Source organism: Janthinobacterium sp. SUN137 (genome assembly GCF_030587265.1).
GTDB classification, from domain to species: Bacteria; Pseudomonadota; Gammaproteobacteria; order Burkholderiales; family Burkholderiaceae_D; genus Janthinobacterium; species Janthinobacterium kumbetense.
Genome location: NZ_JAPWHZ010000003.1, coordinates 746,693 through 773,379 on the forward strand (window position 1 = coordinate 746,693; position 26,687 = coordinate 773,379).

22 protein-coding genes are annotated in these 26,687 nt (G+C 65.3%); 12 read left to right on the forward strand and 10 right to left on the reverse strand.

All coding sequences use genetic code 11. The features are described from left to right. Nucleotides 1-496: 496 nt before the first annotated feature. From kynU to O3298_RS18355, 5 genes are all read left to right on the forward strand, one after another. Nucleotides 497-1,747 (forward strand): kynureninase, encoded by a 1,251-nt coding sequence (gene kynU, locus O3298_RS18335; protein WP_305060189.1) that lies wholly within the window; start codon nt 497-499, stop codon nt 1,745-1,747. A gap of 8 nt (nt 1,748-1,755) precedes the next feature. Then, entirely contained in the window at nt 1,756-2,643 is an 888-nt protein-coding gene (gene kynA, locus O3298_RS18340) for a tryptophan 2,3-dioxygenase (RefSeq protein ID WP_305060190.1), read from the forward strand. Nucleotides 2,644-2,658: 15 nt separating this feature from the next. Continuing rightward, nucleotides 2,659-3,204 carry an alpha/beta hydrolase gene (locus O3298_RS18345; protein ID WP_289916182.1) on the forward strand — a complete coding sequence of 182 codons (546 nt, stop codon included), beginning with the start codon at nt 2,659-2,661 and terminating at the stop codon, nt 3,202-3,204. 106 nt (nt 3,205-3,310) lie between these two features. Beyond that, complete coding sequence (locus O3298_RS18350) at nt 3,311-5,365, forward strand: toxin-antitoxin system YwqK family antitoxin (protein WP_305060191.1); 2,055 nt, start codon at nt 3,311-3,313, stop codon at nt 5,363-5,365. 2 nt (nt 5,366-5,367) lie between these two features. Next, complete coding sequence (locus O3298_RS18355) at nt 5,368-6,393, forward strand: hypothetical protein (protein ID WP_305060192.1); 1,026 nt, start codon at nt 5,368-5,370, stop codon at nt 6,391-6,393. Nucleotides 6,394-6,395: 2 nt separating this feature from the next. Here O3298_RS18355 and O3298_RS18360 read toward each other — a convergent pair whose 3' ends face one another. Further along, nucleotides 6,396-7,433, reverse strand: coding sequence for a hypothetical protein (locus O3298_RS18360; protein WP_305057024.1), 1,038 nt, complete (start codon nt 7,431-7,433; stop codon nt 6,396-6,398). Between the two features lie 134 nt (nt 7,434-7,567). On the opposite strand from O3298_RS18360, the gene O3298_RS18365 reads away from it, so the two are divergent. Next, nucleotides 7,568-8,299 carry an alpha/beta fold hydrolase gene (locus O3298_RS18365; protein WP_305060193.1) on the forward strand — a complete coding sequence of 244 codons (732 nt, stop codon included), beginning with the start codon at nt 7,568-7,570 and terminating at the stop codon, nt 8,297-8,299. Here the strand turns inward: O3298_RS18365 and O3298_RS18370 are convergent. The 4 genes from O3298_RS18370 to O3298_RS18385 form a co-directional block, all read right to left on the reverse strand. After that, nucleotides 8,276-8,641: a hypothetical protein gene (locus O3298_RS18370; RefSeq protein WP_305060194.1), complete on the reverse strand. Its 366-nt coding sequence runs from the start codon at nt 8,639-8,641 to the stop codon at nt 8,276-8,278. The two genes, O3298_RS18365 and O3298_RS18370, sit on opposite strands and share 24 nt — an antisense overlap. Then, nucleotides 8,638-9,027 (reverse strand): hypothetical protein, encoded by a 390-nt coding sequence (locus tag O3298_RS18375; protein ID WP_305060195.1) that lies wholly within the window; start codon nt 9,025-9,027, stop codon nt 8,638-8,640. The genes O3298_RS18370 and O3298_RS18375 overlap by 4 nt, the downstream gene beginning before the upstream one ends. Before the next feature lie 148 nt (nt 9,028-9,175). Further along, nucleotides 9,176-11,095, reverse strand: coding sequence for a molecular chaperone HtpG (htpG, locus tag O3298_RS18380; protein WP_305060196.1), 1,920 nt, complete (start codon nt 11,093-11,095; stop codon nt 9,176-9,178). A gap of 98 nt (nt 11,096-11,193) precedes the next feature. Further along, nucleotides 11,194-12,612, reverse strand: coding sequence for a PLP-dependent aminotransferase family protein (locus tag O3298_RS18385; RefSeq protein ID WP_305060197.1), 1,419 nt, complete (start codon nt 12,610-12,612; stop codon nt 11,194-11,196). A 129-nt stretch (nt 12,613-12,741) separates the two neighbouring features. On the opposite strand from O3298_RS18385, the gene O3298_RS18390 reads away from it, so the two are divergent. The 3 genes from O3298_RS18390 (at nt 12,742) to O3298_RS18400 (ending at nt 16,675) form a co-directional block, all read left to right on the forward strand. After that, nucleotides 12,742-13,656 (forward strand): DMT family transporter, encoded by a 915-nt coding sequence (locus tag O3298_RS18390; RefSeq protein ID WP_305060198.1) that lies wholly within the window; start codon nt 12,742-12,744, stop codon nt 13,654-13,656. A gap of 176 nt (nt 13,657-13,832) precedes the next feature. After that, nucleotides 13,833-15,026: a PLP-dependent aminotransferase family protein gene (locus tag O3298_RS18395; RefSeq protein ID WP_305060199.1), complete on the forward strand. Its 1,194-nt coding sequence runs from the start codon at nt 13,833-13,835 to the stop codon at nt 15,024-15,026. A gap of 290 nt (nt 15,027-15,316) precedes the next feature. Next, nucleotides 15,317-16,675: a diguanylate cyclase domain-containing protein gene (locus O3298_RS18400; protein ID WP_305060200.1), complete on the forward strand. Its 1,359-nt coding sequence runs from the start codon at nt 15,317-15,319 to the stop codon at nt 16,673-16,675. 4 nt (nt 16,676-16,679) lie between these two features. On the opposite strand, the gene O3298_RS18405 is transcribed toward O3298_RS18400, so the two are convergent. From O3298_RS18405 to O3298_RS18420, 4 genes are all read right to left on the reverse strand, one after another. Continuing rightward, the gene (locus tag O3298_RS18405; protein ID WP_305060201.1) at nt 16,680-18,260 is read right to left on the reverse strand and encodes an FGGY-family carbohydrate kinase; all 1,581 of its coding nucleotides are present in this window, start codon (nt 18,258-18,260) and stop codon (nt 16,680-16,682) included. A 3-nt stretch (nt 18,261-18,263) separates the two neighbouring features. After that, nucleotides 18,264-18,491 carry a hypothetical protein gene (locus tag O3298_RS18410; RefSeq protein ID WP_305060202.1) on the reverse strand — a complete coding sequence of 76 codons (228 nt, stop codon included), beginning with the start codon at nt 18,489-18,491 and terminating at the stop codon, nt 18,264-18,266. 159 nt (nt 18,492-18,650) lie between these two features. Then, a complete protein-coding gene (locus tag O3298_RS18415) occupies nt 18,651-20,231 on the reverse strand; it encodes a glycerol-3-phosphate dehydrogenase/oxidase (protein ID WP_305060203.1) in 1,581 nt (526 codons plus the stop codon). Continuing rightward, a complete protein-coding gene (locus O3298_RS18420) occupies nt 20,228-21,838 on the reverse strand; it encodes an FAD-binding oxidoreductase (protein ID WP_305060204.1) in 1,611 nt (536 codons plus the stop codon). The genes O3298_RS18415 and O3298_RS18420 overlap by 4 nt, the downstream gene beginning before the upstream one ends. A gap of 126 nt (nt 21,839-21,964) precedes the next feature. Between O3298_RS18420 and O3298_RS18425 the strand changes: the two genes are divergently transcribed. The 3 genes from O3298_RS18425 (at nt 21,965) to O3298_RS18435 (ending at nt 24,931) form a co-directional block, all read left to right on the forward strand. Next, nucleotides 21,965-23,038, forward strand: a complete 1,074-nt coding sequence (locus tag O3298_RS18425) for an AraC family transcriptional regulator (RefSeq protein WP_305060205.1) — start codon at nt 21,965-21,967, stop codon at nt 23,036-23,038. A 92-nt stretch (nt 23,039-23,130) separates the two neighbouring features. Next, complete coding sequence (locus O3298_RS18430; RefSeq protein WP_034777971.1) at nt 23,131-23,913, forward strand: 3-hydroxybutyrate dehydrogenase; 783 nt, start codon at nt 23,131-23,133, stop codon at nt 23,911-23,913. 169 nt (nt 23,914-24,082) lie between these two features. Further along, nucleotides 24,083-24,931, forward strand: coding sequence for a DUF2071 domain-containing protein (locus O3298_RS18435; protein ID WP_305060206.1), 849 nt, complete (start codon nt 24,083-24,085; stop codon nt 24,929-24,931). On the opposite strand, the gene O3298_RS18440 is transcribed toward O3298_RS18435, so the two are convergent. Continuing rightward, nucleotides 24,903-26,555, reverse strand: a complete 1,653-nt coding sequence (locus O3298_RS18440) for a PAS domain-containing methyl-accepting chemotaxis protein (RefSeq protein ID WP_305060207.1) — start codon at nt 26,553-26,555, stop codon at nt 24,903-24,905. The genes O3298_RS18435 and O3298_RS18440 overlap by 29 nt on opposite strands. Nucleotides 26,556-26,687 lie beyond the last annotated feature (132 nt).

Consider the following 26,687-nt stretch of genomic DNA (forward strand, 5'->3'; position numbering starts at 1 on the left):
GGGGAATAGCGGATGGGATCGTAGGTGTTTGTCTGACAAACACTACTCGATCATGGTCGCACGCCAGCAACGGCGCGGATATGGGAGGTTGGCTCTGTGCCGGATTTGCCCGACTTTTGGCCTGTAAAAAATATCACTTTTTTACAACAACTTGATAAGAATCAAGCCTGTCTACTGAGATAACGGCTGCCTTGGCAGGAACTTTAGGGCTTTTTTGAAAAATATTTAAAAAAGCTGCATTCTTTTTCCGTCGGTTTGACGCCGTTCATGTAATCGTTGACGGCGGCGCCTGGCAAAACTTTAGGGCTATTTGAAAATATTTTTAAAAATCGTGATTTTTTTCGTTGACGCCCCACAAGCAGGCATTTTTTCGCCGCCTGTCCATGCCAGGAAACACGTTTTGCGACGGGGATTTGCTACACTGCCACTTCCGCGTGATACTTTAAGCCTCAAGCAATATCATGCCATCCAGACAAGTATCAATATGAAAGCCACCATGATTTCTCGACATGACTGCAGCGCGCGCGACCTCGACGATCCCCTGGCGCCCCTGCGCCAGCAATTCGACTTGCCGCAAGGCGTGATTTACCTCGATGGCAATTCCCTGGGCGCGCGGCCGAAAGCGGCCCTGGCCCGCGCCCAGCACGTCATCACGGCCGAATGGGGCACGGACCTGATCCGCAGCTGGAATACGGCCGGCTGGTTCGACTTGCCCAAGCGCCTGGGCGACCGCCTGGCCCCGCTGCTGGGCGCCGGCACAGGCGAAGTGGTGATCACCGACACCACCTCCGTCAACCTGTTCAAGGCCCTGGCCGCCGCCCTGCAGATGCAGGCCGGCGATCCGGCGCGGGCAGCGCGGCGCATCATCGTCAGCGAACGCAGCAACTTCCCCACCGACCTGTACATGGCACAGGGCCTGGCTGCCTGGCTGGACCGCGGCTACCAGCTACGCCTGGTCGACAGTCCCGAAGAACTGGCGCAAGCCATCGATGCCGATTGCGCCGTCGCCATGCTCACGCACGTGAACTACCGCACCGGCTACCAGCACGACATGGCCGCCATCAGCAGCCATTGCCACGCGCACGGCGCGCTGGCGCTGTGGGACCTGGCCCATTCGGCCGGCGCCGTGCCGCTGGACCTGAACGGCGCCGGCGCCGACCTGGCCGTCGGCTGCACCTATAAATACCTGAACGGTGGCCCAGGCTCGCCCGCCTTCATCTGGGTGCCGGAAAAACACCAGGCGCGCTTCCGCCAGCCTTTGTCCGGCTGGTGGGGCCACGCCACGCCGTTCGCCATGGATCCGGGCTTTGCGCCGGCCGACGGCATCGCCCGCGCCCTGTGCGGCACGCAGCCGATACTCTCGCTGGCCCTGGTCGAATGCGGCCTGGAGATCTTCGCGCAGACGAGCATGGAAGCCATCCGCCACAAGTCGCTGGCCCTGACGGACCTGTTCATCGCGCTGGTGGAACAGCGCTGCGCCAGCCATCCGCTGGGCCTCGTCACGCCGCGCGAACATGCGCGGCGCGGCAGCCAGGTCAGCTTCACGCACCCGCACGGCTATGCCGTGATGCAGGCGCTGATCGCGCGCGGCGTGATCGGCGACTACCGCGAACCGGCCATCATGCGCTTCGGCTTCACGCCCCTGTATACGAGCTTTGCCGACGTATGGGATGCCGTGGACATCCTGCGCGACATCCTCGATACCCAAGCCTATGACATCGCCGCCAAGCGCGATGCGGTCACCTGAACCATCCCATGAGCGACGACAAGACTATGAACAAGGAAAACACCAGCGGCTGCCCCATGCATGCCGGCGCCCAGGACGCGCAGTGGCATGGCGCGCAGATGGATTTCAGCGAATCTATGAGCTACGGTAATTACCTGGCGCTGGACCGCATCCTCACGGCCCAGCATCCGCTGTCGCCGAACCACAACGAAATGCTGTTCATCGTGCAGCACCAGACGAGCGAATTGTGGATGAAGCTGATGCTGCACGAAATGCACGCCGTGCGCGCCAACCTGCAAAGCGGCGATTTGGCGCCCGCCTTTAAAATGCTGGCCCGCGTGGCGCGCATCATGGATCAACTGGTGCATGCCTGGGACGTGCTGGCCACCATGACGCCGCCCGAATACACGGCCATCCGCCCCTACCTGGGCGCCTCGTCCGGTTTCCAGTCCTTCCAGTACCGCGAAATCGAATTCATTTTGGGGAACAAGAACGCCGCCCTGCTCAACGTGCATACGACGGCGCCGGAAACCTATGAGGTGCTCGACGCCGCCCTGCGCGCGCCCTCCGTCTACGATGAAGCCATCAAGCTGCTGGCGCGCAGCGGCTTGCCCATCTCCGCCGAACGATTGAACGCCGACTGGACCCTGCCGACCGCCTCCGACGCCTCGGTCAAGGCGGCGTGGCTGGAAGTCTACCGCGACCCGTCGAAACACTGGGCCCTGTACGAGCTGGCCGAAAAGCTGGTGGACCTGGAAACGGCCTTCCGCTTCTGGCGCTTCCGCCATGTGACGACGGTGGAGCGCATCATCGGCTTCAAGACGGGCACGGGCGGCACGGCGGGCGTGAGCTATTTGCGCAAGATGCTCGACGTGGTATTGTTCCCGGAGCTGTTTGCCCTGCGCACGGAGTTATAACCTCAAGGAGCATCGATGTCGCCTCTCGTCCTGACCCTGGCCGGCCTGTGGAATTCGGGGCCGCAGCACTGGCAAACCCATTGGGAAGCGCGCCACCCGCAATGGTCGCGCGTGCCGCACGGGGAATGGCAGACGCCGGACAAGGACGAATGGGTGGCGGAGCTCGACCGCGCCATCGCCGCCTGCGAGCGCCCGCCCGTGCTGGCGGCGCACAGCCTGGCCTGCACGCTGGTGGCCCACTGGGCGGCCAGCGGCTCGCCGCACAGGATCGCCGGCGCCTTCCTCGTCGCCCCCAGCGATGTGGAAGCGCCCTCCTACCCGTCCGGCACCACCGGCTTTGCGCCGATGCCGCTGCAAGCCTTGCCATTCCCCAGCCTGGTGGTCGCCAGCGGCGATGATCCCTACGTCAGCTTCGCGCGCGCACGCGCATTTGCCACCGCCTGGGGCAGCGATTTCACCCTGATCGGCGACGCCGGTCATATCAACGGCGACGCCGGCTACGGCCCGTGGCCGGATGGCGAGCAACTGCTGCTGGACTTCTGCGCCGCGCACCAGCCCTGACACGCAGGGCGCGCACCTGCGCACGATAGGCGCATATTTGCCCACAAGTAAGAACGCAGGCAGAATCGTGGCCTTTCCATTGCGGCGCCCCGGCGCCAGCCACACGATGAAACGTCTGCTTCTGCCCTTGCTCCTCTGCTCCGCGCTGGCCCACGGCGCGCCCTTTTATGAAGGCAAGAGCCTCGCCCATCCCGCCATCAGCGCATCCCAGGACAGCGGCTTCGACATCGCCTTCCTCAAGGAAAAAGATGGCGTCAACGGCTATTACTGCGAGTGCAAGAGCGGCAGCGCGAAACCGATTTTGCTCGACCAGTTCGGCAATGCCGTCATCCGCTCCGTCTTCTACGCTTCGCTGGACAAGGAGACGGACGACAGCGTGCAAACCATGCTGGTGCTGTTCCTCCAGGGCGACAAAAATGGCTTGCGCGCCTACCGCTACCACCGCAGTTCCGGCAAGTACCGGCGCCTCGATGGCTTGCAGCCGGCCCTGAACCGCATCGCGGCGCAAAGCGCCAGTCCCAACGCGGGACTGGTCAAGGCCGCGCTGGCGAAACTGGCGCCGATGGACTACAGCGTCGCCCGGGGCAAGAGCGGCAATGCGGACTTCGACGCCATCGACCATACGCAAGGCACCATCGTCGGCTACTACAGCGATGAAGGCAAACCCGTGGCCGCTGGCGGCAAGGACGCCATCACCTACAAGAAAACCTTCCTGAAAAAAGGTGACCACTACCTGACGGCCAGCTACACCCTGTACAGCGACGCGGGCGCGGGCATCCTGCCCAACTACCGCCTGTGGCAAGTGACATGGGAAACGGCGCCGCGGCAGTTCACGGGCAGCGCAGCCGGCCCGTCCGTCATTTACAGTCTGGCCTGGGACGACGGTTCGGTGGTCGAACGGGGCCAGTACGTGAAGGGCAAGCGCCAGGGACTGTGGGTGCGCGAAGGCATGCACGAAGGCAGCGAAAAGGGACATTTCGTCAACGGCCTGCAGGAAGGCCTGTGGCGCTTCGATTATCCAAGGCAGAGCGAGAGCGGCATGTACCGGGCCGGCAAGCGCGAAGGCCGCTGGACGGTCGTCAACTATGCCGATGCAGAGGAAGTGACGGGCTTCGACACCTACACGGGCGGCCAGCTCAATGGCCCGCACGAGCGCAGCATGGGCGGCAAGCTGCAAACGCGCGGCAATTACGTCAACGGCGCGCGCCATGGCGCGTGGATCACGGAAGACGGCGACGGCAGCTTCATCGACGGCTTGCGCGACGGGCCATGGAAACTCAGGCTCAAGGACAAGGTCACGCAGAGCGTCACTTTTGTGCAGGGCAAAAAACAGGGCGAGGCGGTCGACACGGATGCGCAAGGCGCGCTGCGCGTGCGCGACCACTACCAGGCCGGCGTGCTCGATGGCAGCCGCACGCGCTATCTTGGCCCGGCCGGCAAGGAATACGTGGTCTACACGGCCACCTACCGCAACGGCCAGCTCGATGGGCGCGAACAGGCGTTCGACGACAGCGGCAAGATCCTGCGCCTCGACACCTTGTGGGACAACGGCAAGAAGCAGGGGCTGGACGCGCGCTACTACCCGAACGGCAAGCCGGAACGCCTGGCCGTCATCGATCAGGGCCGCCTGCTCACGCACCTGCGCGAATACTATGAAGACGGCCAGCTGTTCAACGACATCCACCGCTGCACCTTCCAGGAGTACGGCAGCACACGCGACGACGTGTGCGAGTACCACCACATGTACTACCCGGACGGCAAGCCGCAGTCTTACTACGCCTTCCAGTACGGCCAGCGCCAGGAAGGATACGAGAACTACCCGAACGGCAAGCGCAAGGACGAACTACTGGTCGACCGCGCCGCCGACACCTCCGTCTTCAACGTGTATTACGAAAGCGGCCAGCTCAAATGCACGGAGCCGCGCAGCGGCCACAGCACGCGCACGGTGAATGGCCAAACCATGAACAGCTACGCGTCGGCCGACCGCGACGGCGACAATATCTGCTACCACCCGAACGGCAAGGTGGCCAGCATCTACACCTTCCGCAAGCGCGTGCTCGTCGATTGCGGCAAGCGCTACGATGACACGGGCAAGCAGACGTTCCCGGGCCCGGAAGGTTGTCCGCCCCCCAGGCAGGTAACCTACCCCATTGGATTGTGACGATGACGCAAGCAGAACGGGCGCAGTGCATCCAGAACCCCGAGCGCATAGACGCCGCGGCGATCCGCGCCGCCATTGCCGCTGGCAAGCAGGTGCTGGTGCAGTTCAATACCCTGGCCGAGCCGGAACCGCTGCTGGCCGATCTCGACGCCCTGGCCGCCACCTGCGGCACGGCGCTGACCATCCGCATCTACGGCTACGACCCGAGGGTGTTCGATGCCCGCATCCTGCGCGCGCTGCCGCATGTGGCCAGCCTCTCCATCGACTACCACCGGCAAGCCATCCATCTGGAAGCGCTGGGCGAGCTGCGGCATCTCAAGCGCCTGAGCCTGGGCGTGTACGAGCTGGCGCAAGCCGACATCCTGCAGCTGAAGAGTTTGCGCGGCCTCGAATACCTGCATCTGGGCGAGTCGGCCAAAAACAATATCGACCTGGCACCCCTGCGCCACTATACGCACCTGGCCAGCCTGGTCCTCGAAGGCCACCACCAGCGCATCGACACCCTGGCCGGCCTGCCGGCGCTGCACGAGCTGTCGCTGTACCGCATCAAGAACAAGGTGCCGCTGGATTTCATCTCGGAGATGGGCCGCCTGGACAGGCTGCTGTTGCAGCTGGGCGGCCGCGAATCGCTCGCCCACATCGAGGCGCCGCTGCTGAAGAAATTGGAAGTGATACGCGTGCGCGGCCTGGAAACGCTGGGCGACATCGGCCGCTTCCCGTTGCTGCAGGCGCTATGGGTGGAAGACCAGATCAAGCTGCGGCAGATCGCGCTGGGGGCCAATTCCGTGCTCGAACGCCTGGACCTGCACACCTGCAAGACGCTCGACAGCCTGCCCGGCCTCGCCACCTTGCCCGCCCTGCGCCAGCTGTCGGCATCCGAGACCATGCTCGACATCGACGCATTGCTGGCGCATGGCTTGCCCGCGTCCCTGACGCATGCGCGCCTGCGCACCGGCAGGAAAACACGCGACGACGCCATCGCCGCGCAGCTGGTACAACTGGGCTACGAACCGGCGCGCCCTGGCTGAAATCAGCGGCCGGCCGCCAGCTTGCGCTGCCACAGCGCCACGTCGATCATCACGCCATCGGCGCCCGTGTTGCGGATGTAGACGCGGTAGCTGCCCTGCCCCATGTCGCCATCGAGGTAGGCCGTGCGCTCGTTGCGCTGCAGCCTGGCGCCCTTGGCCAGCTGGCGGTAGCGCTCCACCACCGTGTCGAAACTGGCATAGCTGCGCAGCGCCACTTCCAGGTCGCGCGGCGGGCGGCCTTCGGCATGGTCCAGCACATTGTTCTGTTTCTTGCCCTTCAAGGTGAGCGGATAGGCAAACACGCCGGCGCCGGCCGACGTCAGCACCGTGGACTTATCGAGCAGCAGCGCCAGCAGCGCCGGCGGATAGGCGGGCGGCAACTGGGCACGGTTCCAGCCCGGCAGGGCCGGCTGCGCCAGCACATATTCGACGCTGGCGATCTTTTGCCCATCGGCGCCCGCTTCCTTGTCGCCCGCGATCAGCGCCAGCATGGGCGGCAATTGCCGGGCCCAGGCCAGCAAGGGCGCCGCTTCGCCGACCAGCATGCCCTTGCGGTGGAACACCGTCAACACCGCGTTCGGATCGGGATTGCAGACTTTTGCCAGCGGCTGGCCCTCGAGGTGGCAATGCCCGTTGACGAGGCCAAAAGCGATGATGGCGCCGCGCTTGTCGAGCAGCATGGCACCCCGTTCGCGGCCCTGCTTGCGGTCATTCATCGACGCCAGCAACTGGCGGCCATCGGCCAGCACGGTGCGCGTGGCGTCGCGCTTTTCGCTGATCGCTTCGAGCGCCTGCGCCAGCAGCAATTCATCGTCTTCCGTGTAACTGCCGCGCGCGTAACCGAAGAAGTCGAACAGGGCGGCCCGCACCTGCGCATCGTCGCTCAGGCGCGGCAAGGGGCCGCCGGCCAGCAAGGAGGACAGGCTTTTCCCGGCCGGCGCGGAGGGTGCCGCCGTGGCGCCGGCGGACTGGGAAAGGACGCAGGCCGCTGCCAGCAAGGCGCCGCCCAGAGTACGGTAATTCGAAAAAATGATATGCATGATTCTGTCTGTCGGGGATTTGGCCGCAATTGCGGCCACGCAGGGCGCGCTGGCGATTCTAGCATGGCGCCAGCGCCCATGCGGTGCGGCTGGCGGACGGCCCATATGCCGGCGCGGCTGCTATGATGGCCGCAATGACGACACCAACCCACGCCTCGCCCCTGCTTGTCCTCCTGCCTGGCATGGATGGCACGGCCCGGCTATTCGACCGCTTTGACGCCGCCCTGCGCGCGCAGGCCGCCCTCGATACCCTGGCCATCGCCTATCCGGCCGCGCCACTCGGTTACGCGGCGCTGGAAGCATTCGTGCGCGAGCGCTTGCCGCAGGATCGCCCTTTCGTGGTGCTGGCCGAATCGTTTTCCGGGCCGCTGGGGGCCGCCCTGCGCGCCGATCCGCCGCCCGGCATGCGCGCCCTGATCCTGTGCTGTTCATTCGTGCGCAATCCGCGCCCGATGCTGGCGCCACTGCGCCACCTGCTCGGCCTTGTGCCCTTTGGCGCCATGCCCGGCTTCGCCCTGCGCCAGGCGCTGCTGGCGCCCTGCGCCACGCCGCAACTGCAGGCGGAACTGGCGGCAGCGCTGGCGCAAGTGCCTCCCAGCGTGCTGCGCCAGCGCCTGCGCGCCGTGCTGGAAACCGACGCCTCGCGCAGCTTCGCGCGCGGCAGCTTGCCCGTGCTGTATCTGCGCGCCCGGCACGACCGCCTGGTGCCGCCGGCGAACGCCCTGCAGATACTGCGCCTGGCACCCGGCGCGCAACTGGCCGACATCGCCGCGCCCCACATGCTGCTGCAGGCGGCGCCGGAAGCGGCCGCCGTCGCCGTCGCCGCCTTTGTCAACACCCTGTCAGCCGCGCAAGTATCCGCTTAAACGCGCGCCGGCCAGCACGGCCAGCCAGCTCAAGCCGCCCGACAGCGCACTGAAGTAAATGGCACGCAGCGGATGCTGGGGCAGCAGATACGCGAGCACGGCCGCGCCCAGCAAGGCGCACAGCAGCGGCTTCACCCTGCCGGGCGGCAGCAGCGCCAGCAGCAGATTCGTGCCCGCATACACGTAAAACACCAGCAGCAGGGCCAGGCCGCCGGCCACGCCGCGCGAGCCGAGGCTGCCGAACAGCTGCGTGTACAAATAAAACCCCAGCCAGCTCAATGCGATAAACAGCAGGCAGCCCAGCGCATGCGCGCCCAGGCCGGCCATCAGGCGAATTTTCACGGTTGCCTGAGTACAGGAATGAAGCGGTGGCCGCAGGCATGGCACATGAAGGTACGCGCATATTTGTCCTGCAAGGCGGCGGCCTCCTTGTCCCAATTGGCGACGAAGGTCGTTTGCGACAAGGCGATGGAGACGACGCCCCCTGCCACGAAGATCCAGAACAGGCCATTCGCGCCGGCCTGGTAAAAGACGACGGCGGCGATAATAAAAATGATCACGCCCAACACGATCAGCCCTGCCTTCTGGTGGGTCTGCATCGTCGGCCCTGCGGCCTGGCGTGACAGCAAGGTCTGGCTGCGCGTATGCGCATGGCCGTGGATGAAATCACCATCGATCCTGCCCGACATATGGGTCGATGTGCCGGAAATGCCGGAGGCATGCACCATGGAGAGGCGTTGAACGTTGGAACTGTCACATGCCGGGCAATGCGCCATTGCTTTTTCCATAAAATAAAATAATCGCGCACTGTAGCATAAAAAAAGCCGGCCCTTTCACGCAGAAAGGGCCGGCTTGCTTACGTCAACAGCAAGGTGTTTACTTCGCCGAATTGAGCAGCAATTCGTTGAGGCGTTTCACGAAGCTGGCCGGGTCGGCCAGCGAACCGCCTTCGGCCAGCATGGCCTGGTCGAACAGGATGTTGGCCCAGTCGCCGAACTTGCCGCCTTCCGCATCTTCATACTTCAAGCGCGTCACCAGCGGATGGTTCGGGTTGATTTCCAAAATCGGCTTCGATTCCGGCGCGCTCTGGCCAGCAGCTTTGAGCATGCGCAGCAGGTTGCCCGACAATTCGTTTTCATCGGCCACCAGACAGGCAGGCGAATCGGTCAGGCGGAACGTCACGCGCACGTCCTTGGCCTTGTCGGCCAGCACGGCCTTCATCTTGCCCACCAGGTCGGCGTACGAGGTTTCCGTTTCTTCGTGCTCTTTCTTTTCCGCTTCATCTTCCAGCGCGCCCAGGTCCAGGCCGCCTTTTGCCACGGAGACCAGTTCCTTGCCTTCGAAGTCCTGGATAAACGACAGCATCCATTCATCGACACGGTCCGTCAGCAGCAGCACTTCGACGCCCTTCTTGCGGAAAATTTCCAGGTGCGGGCTGTTCTTGGCGGCGGCGTAATTCTCGGCCGTGACGTAGTAAATCTTGTCCTGGCCTTCCTTCATGCGCGCCACGTAGTCGGCGAACGAAGTGATTTGCTCGTCGCTGTCGTTGGCCGTCGAGGCAAAGCGCAGCAGCTTGGCCAGGCGTTCCTTGTTGGCCGCGTCTTCGCCGATACCTTCCTTCAGCACCTGGCCGAATTCCTTCCAGAAGACGGCATACTTGTCCTTCTTGTCCTGCTCGTCCGCGTTCGCCAGTTCTTCCAGCATGCCCAGCACGCGCTTGGTCGAGCCTTCACGGATCACTTTCACGTCGCGCGATTCCTGCAGGATTTCGCGCGATACGTTCAGCGGCAGGTCGGCCGAGTCGATCACCCCGCGCACGAAGCGCAGGTACATCGGCATCAGCTGCTCGGCATCGTCCATGATGAAGACGCGCTTGACGTACAGCTTGATGCCGCCGCGCTTGTTGCGGTCCCACATGTCGAACGGCGCCTTGGCCGGGATGTACAGCAGCTGCGTGTATTCGCTGCGGCCTTCCACGCGGTTGTGCGTGTGCGTGAGCGGCGACTGGAAGTCGTGCGACACGTGCTTGTAGAATTCGTCGTACTGTTCCGGCGTGATGTCGGCCTTGTTGCGGGCCCACAGGGCGCTGGCCTGGTTGACGGTTTCGAATTCGTCTTTCAGGACGGTTTCTTTTTTCTCGTCGTCCCACTCTTCCTTCTGCATCACGATCGGCAGCGAGATATGGTCCGAATATTTGCGGATGATGGACTTGATCTTCCAGCTCGACAGCAATTCGTCTTCGCCTTCGCGCAGGTGCAGGATGATGTCCGTGCCGCGGCCCGTTTTTTCGATGGTCTCGATGCTGTAATCGCCTTCGCCGGCCGATTCCCAGCGCACGCCCTCGGAGGCGTCGACGCCGGCGCGGCGCGTTTCGACGGTGATCTTGTCGGCGACGATGAAGCCCGAATAGAAGCCCACGCCGAACTGGCCGATCAGGGCCGCGTCCTGCTGCTGGTCGCCCGACAGCTTGCCGAAGAATTCCTTGGTGCCCGACTTGGCGATGGTGCCCAGGTGCGAGATCGCCTCGTCGCGGGTCATGCCGATGCCGTTGTCGGAAATGGTGATGGTGCGCGCATCCTTGTCGAAGCTGACCTTGATCTTCAATTCGTGATCGTTGCCGTACAGGGCGTCGTTATCGATCGCCTCGAAGCGCAACTTGTCGGCCGCGTCGGACGCATTCGAGATCAATTCGCGCAGGAAGATTTCCTTGTTCGAGTACAGGGAATGGATCATCAGGTGCAGCATTTGCTTCACTTCGGTCTGAAAACCCAGGGTTTGCTTTTCGGAGACAGCCATTTTTACCTCATAGTCTTGTGGATGGGACGGATTCTACGGAGTTGGGGATGGTACAAGCGATTTCAAGAGCCCCAGCCGAATGTCCTGCAATGTCCAGTTTACCCCAGTGCGCGGTCGAAAAACGCCCAGATGCGCTCGTCCTGCACCGTGGCCAGGTTCAGGCGCATGCGGGTCGACGGCAGCTGGCGCGGCGAAAACAGGCTGCCCGGCGCCAGCACCAAGCCCTCGGCCAGCGCCTTTTCGGCCAATACATTCGTGTCGCAGCCCGCATCGGCCCACACGAACATGCCCGCCGATGCCGGGTTGAAGCGCAAGCCCGCCTGCTCGACCTTGCGGTACGTACCCTCGCGCACCTTGTCGAGCCGCGCGCGCAGGCGCTCCGCATGCTTGCGGTACAGCCCCTGCGAGAGGATTTTATACACCACGCGCTCGCCGATGTCGCTGGTGGTGAGCGTTGCCAGCATCTTGCGGTCGGCCAGGCGCTGCGCCCGCTCCGCAGAGGTGGCGATGAAGCCCACGCGCAGGTTCGCCGCCAGGCTCTTGGAAAAGCCGCCCAGGTAAATTACGCGGCGCAGCTGGTCCAGCGCGGCCAGGCGGGTGGCCGGCTGCACCGCGCCGCCCGGGTGCATGTCGCAATAAATGTCATCCTCGACGATCAGGAAATCGTGCTGTTCGGCCAGGCGCAGCACCTGGAAAGCCTTGGCCGCCGACAGCGACGTCGAACTGGGATTGTGCAGCACCGAATTGATCACGTACAGCCTGGGACGGTGCAGCGCCGCCAGCTCGGCCAGCACGGCGATATCGGGGCCGTCGGCCAAGCGCGGGATGCCGATGACATTCATGCCCATCGCGGCAAAAGCGCCGAACATCAGCCAATACGCGGGATCGTCGACGAAAATCGTTTCACCGGGACGGGCAAACTCGCGCGCCACCAGGTCCAGCGCCTGCATCACGCCCACCGTGGTGACGATCTGCTCGGGCGGACAGCCGATTTCCAGCCCCGCCAGCTTCAGCTGCAACTGCTGGCGCAACGGCAGGAAACCCTGCGGCGCGCCGTAGCCCAGCAGCAAACTGCCGGGCTGGCGGCTGACGTCGCGCAAGGCGCGCGCCACCAGGTCGCCATCGAGCCACTCGGCGGGCAGCATGCCGGAGCCTGGCGCGGGGATGGCCGGCGTCTGGCGGAACATGTTACGGATCAGCCACACCACGTCCATCGGCTGCGCCGCCGCATCCTGCGCGCCAGCGGGCGGCAAGGGGGTGTTCAACGGCGAGCGCTCGCACACGAAAAAGCCGGCGCCGCGCCGCGATTCCAGGTAGCCGCGCGCCACCAGCTTGTCGTAGCTGGCCACCACCGTGGCGCAGGACACGCTCAGGCTGGCGGCGCACTGGCGGATCGACGGCATGCGCGCACCGCCGCGCAGCAGCTTATCGTCGATGCGCGCCGCCAGCGAGCGCACGATCTGGTCGATCAGGGTTTCGCCCGAGACGCGCGACAGCAAAGGGAGTGTATTGCTCATATGACCATCACAGTATGTGAAATTATGCGTGGAAGTGTATTTGTACTGTATTGCTATTGCACCCTAGGATAGCAGTATCGGGCAGTTTAATCCATGCCCATACCTTGTCACGCCAGCCTCGGGAATCCCATGCCTTCGCACACCAGCACCATCGTTTCCAACCATCCACCGCGCCTCGGCGCCGACCGCACCGGCCTGTTGCTGGGCTTGATCGCCGTCGCCCTCTTCAGCCTGACCCTGCCTTTTACGCGGCTGGCGGTGGCCGAACTCGACCCCACCTTCGTCGCCCTGGGCCGCGCCCTGGTGGCCGCCGTCCTGGCCGGCCTGTGGCTATGGCAGCAGCGCGCGCCGATGCCGCGCCGCGAACAATGGCTGCCGCTGGCGCTCGTGTCGCTGGGCTGCGTACTGGGCTTCCCCTGGCTGACGTCGATCGCCATGCGCAGCTTGCCCGCCTCGCACGGCGCCGTGCTGGTGGGCATCCTGCCGCTGGCCACCGCCGTGTTTGCCGTACTGCGCGGCAAGGAGCGCCCATCGCCGGGCTTCTGGCTGATGGCCCTGCTCGGCACGGCGCTGGTGGTGGCCTTCGCGCTGCGCCAGGGCGGCGGCAGCTTCCACCTGGCCGACTGGCTAATCTTTGCCGCCGTGCTGCTGGCCGCGCTCGGCTATGCCGAAGGCGGGCGCCTGGCGCAAGCCATGCCGGGCCAGCATGTGATTTCCTGGGCGCTGCTGCTGGCCGTGCCATTTGTCTTGCCCGTGGTGCTGTGGAACGCCTGGCCGCAGCGCGCGCTGATGGCGCAGGCCAGCGCCGCCGCCTGGCTGGGCTTTGCCTATATTTCCGTGTTTTCCATGTTTATCGGTTTCTTTTTCTGGTACCGGGGCATGGCGCTGGGCGGCGTGGCGCGCGTGGGACAGACGCAGTTGCTGCAGCCTTTCCTCACCCTGCTGGGCGCGGCGGTGCTGCTGCACGAACCCCTGACGGGTGAAAGCCTGCTGTTTGCGGGCGCCGTGATCGCCGTGGTGGGGATCGGGCGCAAGCTGAAGTAACGCTCCCTGACGCCCATTTGCAACGCCGTTACGCGTGCGGATGGGCAGAGCGGCGTGCAAGCCGTACAATACCGCAGCACCATGGCGACGCCTATCCGGCGCCGCTTGCGCACGCACCGCCACAAGCGGGCCAACAAATCCAGCCGGCGCAGCTCGGCATCTTCTGTGAGACTCGTATGAAAATTGAAAATCCGAATCCGATCCAATGGCGCTTTGCCGAACGCGCGGAACAGCTGCAAAGCTCGTTCATCCGCGAAATCCTGAAGATCACGCAGCGTCCCGAGATCATCTCGTTTGCCGGCGGCCTGCCCTCGCCCGCCACCTTCCCCGTGGAAGAAATGAAGACCGCCTTCGACAAGGTCCTGTCGAACAATGGCAAGGTCGCCCTGCAATACGGCCCGACCGACGGCTACCTGCCGCTGCGCCAGTGGATCGCCGATTCCCTGTCCGCCAACGGCAGCACCATCCTGCCGGAACAAGTGCTGATGACGTCCGGCTCGCAGCAGGCACTGGACTTGCTGGGCAAGGTCCTGATCGACGAAGGCAGCAAGGTATTGGTGGAAACCCCCAGCTACCTGGGCGCCCTGCAGGCGTTTTCCGTCTACCGTCCCGAATTCGTTTCCGTCGATACCGATGACGAAGGCCTGGTGCCGTCGTCGATCAACCCCGTCGCCGACGGTGCGCGCCTGCTGTACGCGCTGCCGAACTTCCAGAACCCGACGGGCCGTAGCCTGTCCGTGGCGCGCCGCGTGGAACTGGTGGAAACTTGCGCCCGCCACGGCCTGCCGCTGATTGAAGATGATCCGTACGGCGCCCTGAGCTACAGCGGCGAACCGTATCCGAAGATGATCAACATGAATCCGGACGGCGTGATCTACATGGGCTCGTTCTCGAAAGTGCTCACGCCCGGCATCCGCCTCGGCTACGTGGTGGCGCCGATGCCGCTGGTGCGCCGCCTGGAACTGGCCAAGCAGGCGGCCGACCTGCACACGTCGCAACTGACGCAGATGGTCGTGCATGAAGTGATCAAGGATGGCTTCCTGGACCGGCATATCCCCAGCATCCGCAGCCTGTACGGCAACCAGTGCCAGGCCATGCTGTCGGCGCTGGAAGAGCACTTCCCGGCCGGCGTCACGTGGACCAAGCCTGAAGGCGGCATGTTCATCTGGGTCACCCTGCCGAAGCACATCGATGCGATGAAACTGCTCGATGAAGCCATCGCCAACAAGGTCGCCTTCGTGCCGGGCGCGCCGTTCTACGCCAACACGCCGGAAACGCACACCTTGCGCCTGTCGTTCGTGACGGTGCCGCCGGAACGCATCCGCGAAGGCATCGCCATCCTCGGCAAACTGATCGCCGCAAAAATGTAATCGCACTCCCCACGCCCCGCCTGCCGCGGGGCGTGTCCCAGCTGCCCCAGCTCCAGGGGGCACGCGTCTTTTTCGCCCAAAAACCGCCTTCACGACAGCAATTGCGTGTATTTATTTTTAAAAATAGCATAAAAATAATATTTTATCACCTCGCGCAACGTCGATTTTTTTACCCAAAAAATTGGCAAGGCGGTATGATTTGACCGCTGTCGCAGATTTGAACCCGGTCAGCATCACCGAAAGTGCAGCAATCGCTGGCATCGCAAAGTACATCGAGAAGGCCGGAAGCAATGAGTCCAGGCAGTGTGGAGCATTCCCAGCGGCGCGAGGCCGCCATTTTGATTGTCGACGATGCGCCGGCCAACCTTGAGCTGCTGCGCAAACTGATGAGCGAGCAAGGCTATCAAACCTATGTCGCCACGTCCGGCGAACGGGCGCTGGTGATCGCCCAGCGCGCCCACCCCGACCTGATCCTGCTCGACGTGCTGATGCCGGACATGGACGGCATCGAAACGTGCCGCCGCCTCAAGCAGCACCCGCTGACGCAGGGTATCCCCGTCATCTTCATGAGCGCCAAGACGGAAACGGAAGACGTGGTGGCCGGCTTCGACTGCGGCGCCGTCGATTACATCAGCAAGCCGCTGCGCATGGCCGAAGTGTGCGCGCGCGTGCGCGCCCAGCTGCAAATCCGCAGCAACAATGAAACCCAGCAGGAACAGGCCGAGCGCCTGCGCACCATCGTCAACAACATGGCCGAGGGCTTGCTGATCATCGAAGCCGATGGCCGCATCCAGTACACCAATCCCGCCTGCGACCAGTACCTGGGCTACCGCGAAAACGAACTGGCCGGGCGCTCCATCGGCGAGTTGCTCAGCCCCCTGGTGACGCAGGAATACCTCGATTACTTCGCCATGCACGCGGCCAATCCGGAAAAAGCGCACAACCACGGCACGCGCGAAGTGGCGATCCGCCACCGCAACGGCGAGGCGCTGAGCATGGACCTGACCCTGACGCCCATGTATCTGCGCCAGCCCCTGTATATCGGCCTGCTGCACGACATCACGCACCACAAGCAGTCGGAAGACGCCTTGCAGCGCGCCGCCTATCTTGACCCGCTGACGCAGATCGCCAACCGCCGGCATTTCGACAGCTTCCTGGAAAAGGAATGGCAGCGCGCCGTGCGCGGCGGCGGCGTCCTGTCGCTGGTGGTGCTCGATGTCGACCACTTCAAGCTGTACAACGATAGCCTGGGCCATCCGGCCGGCGACAGCTGCCTGCAGCAGGTGGCGCAAGCCATCGCCTCGCACGCCGCACGCCCCGGCGACCTGGCTGCCCGCTACGGCGGCGAGGAATTCGTCCTGCTGTTCGCCGACACGGATGCCGAAGGCGCCCTGCACCTGGCCGCAGCCATCCGCGCGCACATCGAGGCGCTGCAACTGCCGCACCCGCGATCGATCACCTCGCCGTGGATCACCGTCAGCATCGGCGTGGCGACCATCTGCCCGCACCAGCTGGACGACCGCGAAGCGCTGTTCGTCGCCGCCGACCGCGCCCTGTACGTGGCCAAGGAAGGGGGCCGCAACCAGGTGCGCGTCACGCAATCGGGCAGCGCGGCCTGGGAAACGGTCAAGGCGCTCGTCCTGCGCTAGCCGGTCACTTTTCAGGATAGCCGGTGATGTCGGCGATTTCGCGGTACAGGGGCTGCAGCCGCGCATACATCTTGCGGTACACGCGCCGGTACAGTTTTTCATAGACCTTGCTGTGCCCGGGATCCGGCTGGAATACCTTGCCCTTGCGCGTCATGGCTTGCACGGCGGCGGGAAAGTCCGCATGCCAGCCCAGGCCCACGCTAGCGGCGATGGCCGCGCCCAGGCCCGAACTTTCATACACGTGGGCGCGCGCGGCGGGCAAGCCGAAGATGTCGGCCGTCAGCTGCATGGCCGCATCGCTTTGCGAACCGCCGCCCGCGATGCGCAGCTCCGTGATGGCGATGCCGCTGCGTTGCTCGATGCGCTCCTTGCCTTCGCGCAGCGCATACGCGAGTCCTTCGAGGATGGCGCGATAGATGTGTGCGCGCGTGTGCACGTCGCCAAAGCCGATCATGGCGCCCTTCGCTTCCGGTCCAGGCACCTTGATGCCGGGACTCCAGTACGGCTGCAGCATCAGGCCCATGGAGCCGGGCGGCACGGCCTCGACCAGGCGGTCGAACAGCGCTTCGGCGGACAAGCCCGTGCCATATTCGGCCGCCGCCGCCCGTTCGCGGTCGCCGAACTGCTCCTTGAACCAGTTGACCATCCAGTAGCCGCGGAATATCTGCACTTCCGTGCTGTAGGCGCCCGGCATGGCGGCCGGATACGGCGGAATGAAGCGCGTCACTTCCACATATTTGCGGTTGGTCGTGTTGATGGTGGCCGTGGTGCCGTAGCTGAGGCACGCCACGTGCGGTTCGACGCAGCCGGCGCCCAGCACCTCGCACGCCTTGTCGGCGGCCGCCGCCAGCAAGGGCGTGCCTTCCAGGATGCCCGTCGCTGCGGCGGCGGCCCTGGTGATGGCGCCCATGCGCGTGCCCGGCGTTACCAGCTCGGGCAGCATGGCGCGTCGAATCGCCAGCGCCTGCCATTTCCAGTCGAAGCGCCCGGCCCAGGCGTGGCGCTTGTAGTCGAAGGGAATATACGCCACTTGCGAGCCCGTCGAATCGACGTAGTTGCCGCAGAGCCGGTGGTTCAAAAAACCCGACAGCAGCAGGAATTTGTGCGTGCGGCGCCAGATGTCGGGCTGGTGCGCGCTGATCCAGTTGATCTCGGCCTCGCGGCGGAAGTAGCGTATCGTGCCGTCGAGACGCGTGGCGCGGAAGGCAGCGCGCCACCATGGCGCCAGCCGGGGAATGTCGCGCGTGCTGCGCTGGTCCAGCCAGGTGATGGCGGGCCGCAACGGTGCGCCATGTTCATCCACGTTGACCACCGTGCCGCGCTGCGTGGTCACGGCCACGCCGGCCACCGAGGATTTGGCTATGTCCGTGCCGCGCCACAGCTGCTGGCACGCTTCGCATACGGCTTGCCAGTAGCCGTCGGCGTCGTGCTCGGCCCAGCCGGGGTGGTCGGAGTAATACGCTTCCAGGAAGACTTGCGCCTTGGCCGCCAGCTTGCCGTCCCGATCGAACAGCAGCGCGCGCACGCTTTGCGTGCCATTGTCGATGGAGAGGATATACGGGCCGTCGCCCGCCGCGGAGGTCATGGCTCAGCCCACGCTGGCCAGCGCGGCGCGCAGCGCCTGCAGCAGCGCCTGCGAATCCTTGTCCGGCTGCGCGCTGAACACGGGCGCGTCCCAGTCCTGTCCCCGCACGGCCACCACGCGCAAGCGTCCCTGCGCATTCCAGGCCGGATACCAGCCCACGTCGACGATGTCGCCATTCGCGCACGTGATTTGCAGCAGGTCTTCGCCCAGGTCGTCGACGAGGACGTCCACGCTCTGGCGCAAGTCCAGCGGCGACAGGCTGTCGTAGGTGATGCGGGCGTCGCCCAGCGCCAGGGGCTGGCCAAACAGGGTAGTTTCGATGATGCTCTCCTCTTTTATATTCTTATCGCTGCTTGTATCGCCGCATTTATCGCTGTTTTTATCATTGCTTCATTCGCCTTGCGGCACGCTGTAATGGCGGCGCCACAGGGCCAGGTAGCGCTGCTGCTCTTCCTCCCAGCGCACATCGTCCCAGCCCAGTTCCTGCTGGCAGACGGCGCGCAGGCGCGGCATGATAGCAAGCGCGCCGCCGGCCAGCTGCAAACCGAGGCGCGTGCGCCGCAGCAGCAAGTCGTCCAAGTGCTGCACGTCCTCGTTGCGCGCGCCCCAGCGCAGCTGCGCCCATAAGGTCTGCGTGCCGGGAACCGGCGCCAGTTCGCCCTCCTGCGCCGCATCGCACAGCGCTTGCGCGGCCGCGCCATGACGGCCCAGCAGGCGTTCGCGCTGCTCGCCATCGAGCGCCAACGCCTTGCCCGACAAGGGCGGCGACGGGTCAAAGATCGGCAAGGGGCGCAAATCCGCCTGCCAGCCCGGCAGCAGCGGCGCGGCGCGGCGCAATGCGTCCAGGGCAATCACGCGAAACGTCGTCAATTTGCCGCCCGCCACCGTCAGCAAGCCGTTTTCCAGCCATAGCGCATGTTCGCGCGCTTCCTTCGACGGGTCAAGCTGGCCGCTGTCGATCACGGGGCGCACGCCGGCAAACGTGGCCAGCACATCGTCTTCGCACAGCGCCAGCTGCGGAAACTGCCAGCGCAGCGCCGCCAGCAGATAATCGAGTTCGCCGCGCGTGATGGCCGGCTCCAGGTCCAGGCTGGCGCCATGGTCGACATCGGTGGTGCCCACCAGGGTCACGCCCTCCCAGGGATACGCAAACACGGGGCGGCCATCGTGCGGGTGCATCAGGCTGACGGCTTGCGCCAGCGGCAGGCGCCAGGCCGGCAACAGCAGATGGCTGCCGCGCAGGGGCCGCAGTTTCGGCGGCTCTCCCACCTGGCCGCGCAAGCCGTCGGCCCAGGCGCCCGTGGCGCTGATCACCAGGCGCGCGCGCACAGTGAGTGCCCTGCCATCGACCGCATCGTTCAAGGTGGCGCCGGCGACCTTGCCATCGTCGCGCAGCAGCGAGTCCACGCCCAGGTAATTGACGGCCACGCCGCCATGGCGGCGCGCCTCCTGCAGCACGCGCAGCACCAGGCGCGCATCGTCCGTCTTGGCGTCCTGGTACAGCATGCCGCCCCGCAGGCCATCGCGGTTGACATGCGGCGCCAGCATGGCGAAATCCGCCGCATCGACATAGCGGCGCGCGCGCCGGCCCGCCATCACGTCATAGATGGCCAGGCCCAGCATGAACTGGCGCCGGCCCGGCTTCCGGCCCGTGTAATCGCCAAAGGCAAAGCCCTGCGGCTCGACCAGCCCCGCCGCATCCGTCAGCAAGGCTTGCCGCTCATGCACCGATTCGCGCGTCAGCGCGAACTGTCCCTGCTTCAGGTAGCGCAAGCCGCCGTGCACCAGCTTCGAGGAGCGGCTCGACGTGCCCCAGGCGAAATCGCGCTGCTCCACCAGCAGCGCCGTCAAGCCGCGCCGCGCCGCTTCCAGCAGGATGCCGGCGCCCGTGATGCCGCCGCCGACGATCAAGATATCCCACTCGCGCGCCAACAGCGCGGACAGCCCGTCGCGGCGCCTTGCCCCGTTCACAAGCCGCCTCCCGCTTCGGGCAGCAGTTTGCCGGGATTCATCATGCCCTGCGGGTCGAACTGGCGCAGCAGCGCGCGCATGGCGGCGATGCCCAGCTCTCCCTTTTCCGCCGCAAGCCACGGCGCGTGGTCCGTGCCCACGCCATGCTGGTGGCTGATGGTGCCGCCGTTGGCGACGATGGCGGCGCTGGCCGCGTCTTTCAACGTACGCCAGCGCGCCATGTTGTCTTCAAAGGTCGGCGCCAGCCGGTACACATACGTAGTGTAGACGCTGGCCCCCTGCGCATACACGTGCGACAGATGCGTGTACGCATGCACTTGCTCGCCATGCCGCGCCAGCGCTTTGGTGCCCGCCTGCTCCAGCGCCGCCATCATCGCCGTGACGCGCGGCCAGTCGACGGCCGTTTCCACCGTGTCGATGACATAGCCGTGTTCCCACGCGCCGTTGCGCAGGTAAACGTTGCGAAAACGCCCCTGCTTCCATTTGTCGCCCATGTGCCGCCCCACGTGCACGCCCTTGTGCCGCCGCGCCAGCGCCAGGGCGCCGCGCAGGGCCGCGCGCGCCGGCCCGGTTTCGCCGCTGACGCCCAGCATCAGCATGCACTTGCCTTCGCCGCAGCCGCGCAGCGACAAATAGCGCTCCAGCAAGCCCACCAGCTTCTTGTGCCCGGCCAGGGTCAGCATGGTCTGCGTTTCGAGCGCATTCGACAGGCGCAGCATGCACAAGGACAGCCGCGACTGGGCCAGCGCCCGCACGGCCGCTTGCGCCTGGCCCCAGTCGGCGAAAAACACGGCGTGGAACGCTTCATACGGCGGCAGCGGCGAAACGCGCACCGTGGCCTGCGTCAGGATGCCCAGCCGCCCTTCGGAGCCAAGCACCATTTCGCGCAGGTCGATACCAGCCGCGGAAGCGGGAAACGTGGGAATGCTCAAGGTACCGGCCGGCGTTTCCACTTCGCCGCCCGCAAACAGCTGCTCGATGCGGCCATAGCGCAGCGATTGCTGGCCCGACGAGCGCGTGGCGATCCAGCCGCCCAGGGTCGAATACTCGAACGACTGCGGGTAGTGGCCCAGGGTGTAGCCGTGCGCGCGCAACTGCGCTTCCAGGTCGGGGCCATACACGCCCGCGCCGAACGTGGCCAGCTGCGCTTCGCGGTCCAGGTGGCCCAGCGCGCACAGGCGCACGAGGCTCAGCGCCAGCACGGGGCGCGGTCCCGCCGCCACCGTCAAATGCCCGGCCACGCTGGTGCCGCCACCGTGGGGAATCACGGCCACGCACGCCTGGCGCGCATACGCGAGCAGCTGGCGCACCTGCAGCGCGCTGCCGGGAAAGGCCACGCCATCGGGCACGGCGCCGATGCGGCCATGGCGTAATTTAAACCAGTCGGGCAGGCTTTGACCGAGCGCATGGCGCACGCGCGTGGCAGGCTGTGTGTCGATCAGCGGATGCGGCGCCAGACGCGAAGCGGGCACTTGCGCGCAGGCGTCGTCGAAGGTGGCGTCGACGATGGCGCTGCCCGGCCCCAGGCGCTCGCCCAGGAAGGCCAGCGCGTCCTCGCTCAGCGCATACGTGATGCTCTCGTCTCCCCAGCCATTCCAGCGTTGCATCGACATCCCCTGTGTTCGGCCAGTTGCGCGCCACGGCGGCTTGCTATACTGTTCTTGCCTGTTCAACAGCATATGCCGCCACAGGCCAAGGGTATTGGTTTTTCATGACAATCGCATTGTTCCATCATGACAAGCACTGAAGGCCGGGTCGCCGGCGCCTATCTGCAGCCGCTGCTGGAAGCGGCCGGCGCGCACGGCATCCCCGTTGCCGCCCTGGCGCAGGCGGCCGGCGTGGCGCCGCACAGCCTGGAAGCGTCCGCAGCCAGCCTGGCCGCGTGCGACTACGTGCGCCTGCTCGATGCGGGCGCGCAACTGGCGGGCGATGCGCATTTCGGCCTGCACGTGGGCCAGCGCGTGCGCATGGGCACCTACAGCGCCTACGGTTTGATATTGCTCAGTTGCAGCAACGTGGGCCAGGCACTGGAACAGACGGCCCGCTATGAACGGCTGGCGCACGACCTGGGCCGCTCGACCCTGCAGCGCGACGGCGCCGTCGCGCATTACCGCTGGGCAAGCAATTACCCGGGCGCCAGCCGGCACCTGGTCGACAGCGTCTTTGCCGGCATCCGCGTGTGCGGCGACTGGCTGGCGGGCATGCCGCTGCCGCCGGCCCGGCTGGCATTCACGCACGATGGCGGCGGCGACCTGCTGCGCCACGCGGCGCACCGCGACGAATATGTGCGCGTGCTGGGCAGCCTGCCCGCCTTCAACGCCCCTGCCAACACGGCCACCTTCGATGCGCAATTGCTGGACTGGCCCGTGCCGAACGCCGACGTCAGCCTGTACCCCGTGCTGTGCCAGCATGCGGAACAACTGCTGGCGCAGCGCCAGGCCGAAACCGACACTGGCGGCGCCATCGACGCGCAAGTCCACGCGGCCATCGTCGCGGGCTTGCGCCACGGTTCGGCGCGGTTGGCCACCGTTGCCGCCGCCTTGGCCGTCACGCCGCGCACCCTGCAGCGCAAGCTGGCCGACGCGGGCACCAGCTTCCAGGCCCTGCTGGACCAGGCCAGGTACGGCCTGGCGCGCGATTATCTGCGCGCGCCGGATTTGTCGCTGGTCGACATCGCCTTCCTGCTCGGCTACCAGGAGCAAAGCGCGTTCAATCACGCGTTCCGCACCTGGGCGGGTACCAATCCCGGCGCCTGGCGCTTGCAGGAAATACAAGAGAGGCAGCTTGACCGGCAGCAAGCCCCATAGGCGTGCGCGGGGCATGCGCGGCGCGTTTTCTGGCTATACTGGCATAGTCAGGTTTTCCACGATCACTCCAACCCGCAATGCAAAGGATTAATATGCAACTCAAAGACAAAGTCGCACTGATTACCGGCGCCGCCAGTGGTATCGGCAAGGAAATGGCTATTGAATACGCGAAACAAGGCGCCAAGGTCGTCATCGCCGACCTGGCCCTGGAAGCGGCCAGCAAGACGGCCGAGGAAATCAAGCAGTCGGGCGGCCAGGCGTTTGCCGTCGCCATGGATGTCTCCAGCGAAGAACAAGTGGACAAGGGCGTGGCCGATGCCGCCGCCCACTTCGGCGGCATCGATATCCTGATCAGCAATGCGGGCATCCAGATCATCAGCCCCGTCGTCGACTACCCGTTCGATCAATGGAAAAAGATGCTGGCCATTCACATGGACGGCGCCTTCCTCACCACGCGCGCCTGCATGCGCGAAATGATCAAGGCGGGCCGCGGCGGCGCCATCATCTACATGGGTTCCGTGCACTCGCACGAAGGCTCGCCCTTCAAGAGCGCCTACGTTGCCGCCAAGCACGGCTTGCTGGGCCTGGCCAAGGTGGTGGCCAAGGAAGGCGCCAAGGATGGCATCCGCGCCAACGTCATCTGCCCCGGCTTCGTGCGCACGCCGCTGGTGGACAAGCAAATCCCCGAACAGGCGGCCCAGCTGAACATCAGCGAAGAAGACGTGATCAAGAAAGTCATGCTGAAAGACACCATCGACGGCGAATTCACCACCACGCAGGACGTGGCGCAAACGGCCGTCTTCCTGGCCGCCTTCCCGTCGAACGCCCTGAGCGGCCAGTCGATCGTCGTGAGCCACGGCTGGCACATGCAATAATAGTGACGCCCGCCCACATCGGCTGCGCGGCGCCCTGTGCGGCCTGCGATGCTCGCTGTGCTCCAGCACAGCTGCGCGTCTCGGCCACACATCGCTGCCGCTCGCGATGATGTGGACGGGCGCTTTTGCATCAGCGTATTCCCCCGGTATCTACCCCGAAAGTTCCTAATTGCAAGACAACACTTACCGCCACCCGCGCGCGGGCTGGCCGGGGCGCCTGTTTGCCGCGCTCGCCAATTCCACGCGCTTTGCCAACACGCGCCACGCGATCATGTCCCGCCTGCCCTTCCTGACGCTGCATAGCGACGTGCGCGACGTCGTCTACGTGAGTTGGCTGGTCGACGCCGCTGCCGCGCAGCAACTGCTACCCGCCGGCGTGCCCCTGTGGCAGCGCGACGGCAAGACGCCATTTACCGTGCTGACCTACCGCCACGGGCATTTCGGCCCGGCCCTGCTCGGCCCCCTGCGCCGGATGCTGCCGTCTCCGTTGCAAAGCAACTGGCGTGTATATCTGGACCACACGCCAGCGGGCGCGCCGGCAGTGCCCTGCGTGTACTTTCTGAAAAACATCATGGACAGCTTGCCGCATGCGCTGGGCACGCGGCTGTTCAGCGACATCCTGCCGACCCACCTGGCCGCCGGCATGACGCTGGAAGTCACGGCCACGCAAGCGCGCTGCAGCATTGCCAGCGGCAACGGCAGCGCGCCATCGCTGGACGTGCAGGCGGACATCGCAACCGACCATGCCCTCGATGCCGGCTGGCAAGCGCTGTTCGGCAACTGGCGCGACGCCGTCGCCTTCCTCGCCTGCCAGGATGCGGCCATCGCGCACGTGCCGCGCAACGGCAAACTGGTCTTCGGCGAAATCGACTTGCCCGTTGATCTGGATCAAGTACAAGCGCTGACAGCCTTGCGCGCCGACTGCGGCTTGCTGGCGCAGTTGCCGCCCGTCTCCCAGCCGTTTGCCTTTCTCGTGCCCAAGGTTCCCTTCAAGGCGTTGTCAGAGCGCCTGCTGTAGCACGCCGGCGCTCCCCCGTGCGCGGGGGCGTGGCGGAGCCTGTCTGGCCGCCGCGCCGCCGTTCCAGCTTGAACAAGGCCATCGCCTGCTCCAGCTGCAAGGTCTGGTCTTGCAGCGACGCCGAGGCGGCCGCCGATTCCTCCACCAGCGCCGCGTTCTGCTGCGTGACTTCATCCATCTGCGTGACGGCCATGTTGACTTGCCCGATGCCGTGGCTTTGCTCGCGCGAAGCGGAGGCGATCTCTTCCATGATGCCGTGCACGCCCTGCACGGCGCCCAGCATTTCGGCGCTGCTGGCGCCCGCCTGCTGGGCCAGCTTCGCGCCCGCCTGCACCTGCGCCAACGACGCCGTGATCAATTGCTTGATTTCCGTGGCCGCCGCCGCGCTGCGATGGGCCAGGCTGCGCACTTCGCCCGCCACCACGGCAAAGCCCCGCCCCTGGTCGCCGGCGCGCGCCGCTTCCACGGCCGCGTTCAGGGCCAGGATATTCGTCTGGAAGGCGATGCCTTCGATAATGCCCGTAATGTCGCCGATCTTCTTCGATGAAGCGTCAATATCGGCCATCATGCTCACCATCTGACCGACGATCTCGCCGCCGCGCCCGGCCAGGCCGTGGACCTTGCCCGCCATGTCGCTGGCCTGCACGGCGTTGCCGCTGTTTTGCTGCACCGTGGCCGCCAGCTGCTCCATGCTCGACGCCGTCTGCTGCAGGGCTGACGCCTGCGCTTCCGTGCGGCCCGACAAGTCCATATTGCCGGCGGCGATTTCCTGGCTGGCCATGCTGATACGCAAGAAATTGCCGCGCACGTCGCCGACGATGGAATGCAAGTTTACGCGCAGCTGGCGCAGGGAGCGCAGCAGTTGCCCCATTTCGTCGCGCCGCGTCGTATCGAGCTCGCCCGTCAGGTCGCCGCCCGCCATCACGTCGCAAGCCTGGCGCGCCTGCTGCAACGGTTGCAGCACGGCGCGGTGCAGGCTGTACCAGAAATACAGGGTCGCGCCCAAGGCCGCCACGGACAAGCCCGTCAGCCAGCCGGCCGCGCCGGCCGGCAGCAGGCCCGCATTCCACGCCAGTTGCAGCAGCAATACCAGGCTCAGCAAGCCCAGATTCCAGCCGATTCGCTTGCCCAGCGGCAAGTCACGCAGGCGCGCGAACCTGGCCAGCCAATCCGTCCGCACGGCCGCGCCCTGGCTGATGACGATGCCGTCGGCCTGCCCCGCCTTGATGCGCGCGTACAGGGCCGAGGCCTGCGCCACCTGCTGGCGCGTGGGCTTGGTGCGCACGGACATGTAGCCGACGGCCACGCCGTCTTCCACCACCGGCGTCACGTTCGCCAGCACCCAGTAGTAATCGCCATTCTTGCAGCGGTTTTTCACCATGCCGCTCCAAGAGCGCCCCGAACGGATGGTGGCCCAGAAATCGGCAAACGCTTCGACCGGCATGTCGGGATGGCGCAGGATGTTCTGCGGCGCACCGATCAATTCTTCCGCGCTGTAACCGCTGACGGCGATGAAATACGGGTTGGCATAGGTGATATTGCCTTGCAAGTCGGTAGTCGAGACGATGGTCTCGGTATCGCTCAGGTTGATTTCGGTATCGCTGACGGGAAGATTGAGTCGCATGGTCACATCCTCAAAAGTAGCCCGTGCAGGCACGGGGAAGCGGGCAAATGCAAGGCGGCAGGAAGCCGGCGACAATCTGCACCGATACATTAATTTTAATATCTAATTATTAATTTAAATCGGCAATTTTCA